This is a genomic window from Citrobacter telavivensis (assembly GCF_041807075.1).
GTDB classification, from domain to species: Bacteria; Pseudomonadota; Gammaproteobacteria; order Enterobacterales; family Enterobacteriaceae; genus Citrobacter_A; species Citrobacter_A telavivensis.
Map to the genome: position 1 here is coordinate 1 of NZ_JBGUBF010000018.1, position 4,426 is coordinate 4,426.

At 50.5% G+C, this 4,426-nt stretch carries 5 protein-coding genes, 4 tRNA genes and 1 pseudogene; 8 read left to right on the plus strand and 2 right to left on the minus strand.

Features of this window, described 5'->3' with window-relative positions:
• From ACERJC_RS25350 to birA, 3 genes are all read left to right on the plus strand, one after another.
• The coding region (locus ACERJC_RS25350; protein WP_373672722.1) for a hypothetical protein at window positions 1-208 on the plus strand (208 nt) is incomplete at its 5' end.
• Between the two features lie 77 nt (window positions 209-285).
• Window positions 286-1,314 carry a UDP-N-acetylmuramate dehydrogenase gene (murB, locus tag ACERJC_RS25355; RefSeq protein ID WP_152401303.1) on the plus strand — a complete coding sequence of 343 codons (1,029 nt, stop codon included), beginning with the start codon at window positions 286-288 and terminating at the stop codon, window positions 1,312-1,314.
• Window positions 1,311-2,273, plus strand: a complete 963-nt coding sequence (gene birA / locus ACERJC_RS25360; protein ID WP_373672723.1) for a bifunctional biotin--[acetyl-CoA-carboxylase] ligase/biotin operon repressor BirA — start codon at window positions 1,311-1,313, stop codon at window positions 2,271-2,273. The genes murB and birA overlap by 4 nt, the downstream gene beginning before the upstream one ends.
• Before the next feature lie 30 nt (window positions 2,274-2,303).
• Here birA and coaA read toward each other — a convergent pair whose 3' ends face one another.
• Together coaA and ACERJC_RS25370 are read right to left on the minus strand one after the other, a co-directional pair.
• Window positions 2,304-3,254, minus strand: a complete 951-nt coding sequence (coaA, locus tag ACERJC_RS25365) for a type I pantothenate kinase (RefSeq protein ID WP_152401307.1) — start codon at window positions 3,252-3,254, stop codon at window positions 2,304-2,306.
• Between the two features lie 302 nt (window positions 3,255-3,556).
• Window positions 3,557-3,637: pseudogene (locus ACERJC_RS25370) on the minus strand (hypothetical protein); the annotation flags it as partial.
• 19 nt (window positions 3,638-3,656) lie between these two features.
• On the opposite strand from ACERJC_RS25370, the gene ACERJC_RS25375 reads away from it, so the two are divergent.
• The 5 genes from ACERJC_RS25375 to ACERJC_RS25395 all read left to right on the plus strand — a co-directional run.
• Window positions 3,657-3,732 (plus strand) — tRNA-Thr (locus tag ACERJC_RS25375).
• A gap of 8 nt (window positions 3,733-3,740) precedes the next feature.
• Window positions 3,741-3,825 (plus strand) — tRNA-Tyr (locus ACERJC_RS25380).
• Between the two features lie 114 nt (window positions 3,826-3,939).
• A tRNA-Gly gene (locus tag ACERJC_RS25385) sits at window positions 3,940-4,014 on the plus strand.
• Window positions 4,015-4,019: 5 nt separating this feature from the next.
• Window positions 4,020-4,095 (plus strand) — tRNA-Thr (locus ACERJC_RS25390).
• A 117-nt stretch (window positions 4,096-4,212) separates the two neighbouring features.
• A partial coding sequence (locus tag ACERJC_RS25395; protein WP_000031662.1) for a GTP-binding protein occupies window positions 4,213-4,426 on the plus strand: 214 nt, incomplete at its 3' end.

Sequence of the window (4,426 nt, forward strand, 5' to 3'; positions counted from 1 at the left end):
CCGTAGCGCCGATGGTAGTGTGGGGTCTCCCCATGCGAGAGTAGGGAACTGCCAGGCATCAAACAGTGAAGAAGCCCATCCTGACGGATGGGCTTTTTTGCGTCTGTGGCAGGCTGACAAGCGCAGCACCATCAGGCAGAACAGCGCACATTGCCGGATGGCGGCTTCGCCTTATCCGGCCTACGGCAAGGGGGAACCCTCTGGATAACGCTAGCCCGCCATAATACAAGCCATACTGCGGCAGATGCGGTAAACTAACCGCGATTTTGCATCAGGAAAGCGTCTATGAATCACTCCCTTAAATCCTGGAATACCTTTGGCATCGATCAAAATGCCAATGAGATTGTTTGCGCCGAAAATGAACAACAGCTACTGAATGCCTGGCAATCCGCCAATGCGTTGCATCAGCCGGTACTGATACTGGGTGAAGGGAGTAACGTCCTGTTTCTTGATACCTTCCGCGGAACGGTGATCGTCAACCGTATCAAAGGCATTGAGGTGACAGAGCAACCGGATGCATGGCTGCTGCATGTCGGCGCGGGTGAAAACTGGCATCACCTGGTACAACACACGCTACAGCTTGGCATGCCGGGTCTGGAAAACCTGGCGCTGATCCCCGGCTGTGTCGGTTCTTCACCGATCCAGAATATTGGTGCTTACGGCGTGGAACTCCAGCGAGTTTGTGATTACGTTGACTGTGTTGAGCTGGCGACAGGAAAATCGCTGCGCGTCAGTGCGGCAGAGTGTCGATTTGGCTATCGTGACAGTATCTTCAAACATGAATATCAGGATCGTTTCGCGATCGTTGCAGTGGGTCTACGCCTGACTAAGCAATGGCAGCCAGTGTTGACCTATGGTGACCTGACGCGTCTGGATCCGGCCACAGTAACGCCCCGGCAGGTGTTTGATTCGGTTTGCCATATGCGCATGACGAAACTGCCCGATCCGAAAGTAAACGGTAATGCGGGCAGCTTTTTTAAGAACCCCGTAGTGGTGGCTGATGTGGCACAGGCATTATTGTCTCAATTCCCGAATGCGCCCCATTATCCTCAGCCTGATGGTTCAGTAAAGTTGGCGGCAGGTTGGCTCATTGATCAGTGTCAGTTGAAAGGCTCCGGGATCGGAGGGGCAGCAGTGCATCGTCAACAGGCCCTGGTGCTGATCAATGCTGATAATGCGACAAGCAAAGATGTTGTTCAGCTGGCGCACCTTGTTCGTACGAAAGTGGGTGAAAAATTTAATGTCTGGCTGGAGCCTGAAGTGCGCTTCATCGGGCAAACAGGCGAAGTCAATGCCGTGGAGATCATTGCATGAAGGATAATACCGTTCCTCTGACGCTTATCTCCTTGCTGGCCGATGGCGAGTTTCATTCCGGCGAGCAACTGGGTGAAAAGTTGGGGATGAGTCGGGCAGCCATCAATAAACACATCCAGACCTTACGTGACTGGGGTGTCGACGTTTTTACCGTGCCAGGCAAAGGATACAGTTTGCCTGAGCCGATTCAGTTACTGGATGCCGACCGTATATACAGCCAGTTGGATCGCGGTACGGTGGCAGTGCTTCCGGTTATCGATTCCACCAATCAATACCTGCTGGACCGTATAGATCTGTTACAGTCAGGCGATGCCTGCGTGGCGGAATATCAACAGGCAGGCCGTGGACGTCGTGGGCGTAAGTGGTTCTCTCCCTTTGGTGCAAACCTTTATCTTTCGATGTTCTGGCGTCTGGAGCAGGGACCGGCCGCAGCGATCGGCTTAAGCCTGGTGATCGGTATCGTGATGGCCGAGGTGCTGTGCGATCTCGGTGCTGATAAAGTTCGGGTGAAGTGGCCAAACGATCTCTATCTGCTGGATCGCAAACTGGCGGGGATCCTGGTCGAATTAACGGGTAAGACGGGCGATGCTGCGCAGATCGTCATTGGCGCCGGCATTAACATGGCGATGCGTCGTGTGGAAGAAGACGTGGTGAATCAGGGATGGATTACGCTGCAGGAAGCCGGGATTACGCTCGATCGCAACACGCTGGCCGCGAGGCTCATTCGTGAATTACGTACCGCGTTGGAATTATTTGAGCAGGAAGGGCTGGCTCCTTATCTTTCCCGTTGGAAAAAACTCGATAACTTTATTAATCGTCAGGTAAAACTGATCATCGGCGAAAAAGAAATATACGGTACTTCGCGAGGGATCGACGCACAGGGTGCATTACTACTGGAACAGGATGGTGTGATAAAACCGTGGGTTGGGGGAGAAATCTCCCTGAGAAGCGCAGAATAATGAAAAGGGAGCTTTCGCTCCCTTTTTTAATTATTTCCGCAGGCGAACCTGTTCGACGGCATGATTCGCGCTCTTGGTCATGATAAGACTCGCGCGCTCACGCGTGGGTAAAATGTTTTGCTTTAAATTCAGCCAGTTAATTTCTTTCCATAATGAGGTGGCCGTATTGATTGCCTCCTCTTCCGTCAGTTTCGCATAGTTATGGAAATAAGAATCGGGGTCGGTAAACGCCCCCTCGCGGAATTTAAGAAAGCGATTGATATACCATGTCTGCAGTAACTCTTCCGGCGCATCAACATAAATAGAGAAATCGACGAAGTCCGAAACAAATACATGATGTGGGTCGTGCGGATAATCCATCCCACTCTGCAAAACATTGAGTCCTTCGAGAATTAATATATCGGGCTGGGCAACGGTTTTATCCCCGTCAGGGATCACATCATAAATCAGATGCGAATAAACCGGAGCGGTGACGTTTGGCACGCCGGATTTGAGGTCGGAGACAAACTTGACCAGACGGTGCATGTCATACGATTCCGGAAAGCCTTTCTTCTTCATTAACCCACGGTCTTTTAATACCTGGTTTGGATGAAGAAAACCATCGGTGGTGATTAGCTCAACGCGGCGATGTTCTGGCCAGCGACTCAGTAGCGCCTGTAATACACGCGCGGTGGTGCTTTTCCCTACCGCCACACTGCCAGCAATACTGATGATATAAGGAATGCGCTCACCGTTAGTGCCCAGAAACTGTTCGAGAACAGCCTGACGGCGCAGGTTCGAGCTGATATAGAAGTTAAGCAAACGCGACAGGGGTAAATAGATCTCTGCTACTTCTTCCAGCGATAAATCTTCATTAATCCCTTTTAACCGCGCGATCTCTTCTTCAGTAAGGGTCATCGGCACGGAATCACGAAGCGCAGCCCACTGGTTGCGGTTAAAATGTAGGTAAGGCGTCATTAACGTTTGCTCTTTTATACTCATAAGCATGTTTCTGGCTGTCATTACACCATCAGGGCAGTGATAAAAAGCGCATCATCCCCGGCATGCAATGGCACGTCACATTTCAGTTAATTTGGACAATGGGCAGGAGGGTAACACCAGATGGGAGGGAATAATAAGAAAAAATCTCTTCCTGGTGCCATTACCTGAAAAGTAATGTGACAGATATTCCAGATGTGCAGACGATGATTTGAGGCGTTAGAAGTGCCAGCTGGCGCAGGTGGGAGGAAATGGGCTGCCAGATAATGTCGAAATTTTATGCTAAGCTGACTGAAAATACGTCATTTATTGGCCGTATAGCGCAAAATGTGAGCAATAGAACATTTTATGCAATTTTTTAGTTGCATGAGTTCGCAGGTCTCCATAGAATGCGCGCTACTTGATGCCGACTTAGCTCAGTAGGTAGAGCAACTGACTTGTAATCAGTAGGTCACCAGTTCGATTCCGGTAGTCGGCACCATCAAGTCCGGTGGGGTTCCCGAGCGGCCAAAGGGAGCAGACTGTAAATCTGCCGTCACAGACTTCGAAGGTTCGAATCCTTCCCCCACCACCACTTTCTGGCAGCAATTGCTGTCTGAGCTGGTTAAGAAAATAATCGGCTCGAATGAGAAAAGAGACTTGTCTCTTTTTTTGTTACAGAAAGAACTGGGTAGCCGAGTTTCAGGATGCGGGCATCGTATAATGGCTATTACCTCAGCCTTCCAAGCTGATGATGCGGGTTCGATTCCCGCTGCCCGCTCCAGACGTGCTGATATGGCTCAGTTGGTAGAGCGCACCCTTGGTAAGGGTGAGGTCCCCAGTTCGACTCTGGGTATCAGCACCACTTCACTTCTCCTCCCCGTGTTTTCTCTGTAACGACTCAGTGATTCAACAGTTCAGGCATATCGCCTGGTTGATGTGGTGATATCACCGATTTATCCGTGTCTTAGAGGGACAATCGATGTCTAAAGAAAAGTTTGAACGTACAAAACCGCACGTTAACGTCGGTACTATCGGCCACGTTGACCATGGTAAAACAACGCTGACCGCTGCCATCACTACCGTACTGGCTAAAACCTACGGCGGTGCTGCTCGCGCATTCGATCAGATCGATAACGCGCCGGAAGAAAAAGCTCGTGGTATCACCATCAACACCTCTCACGTTGAATATGACA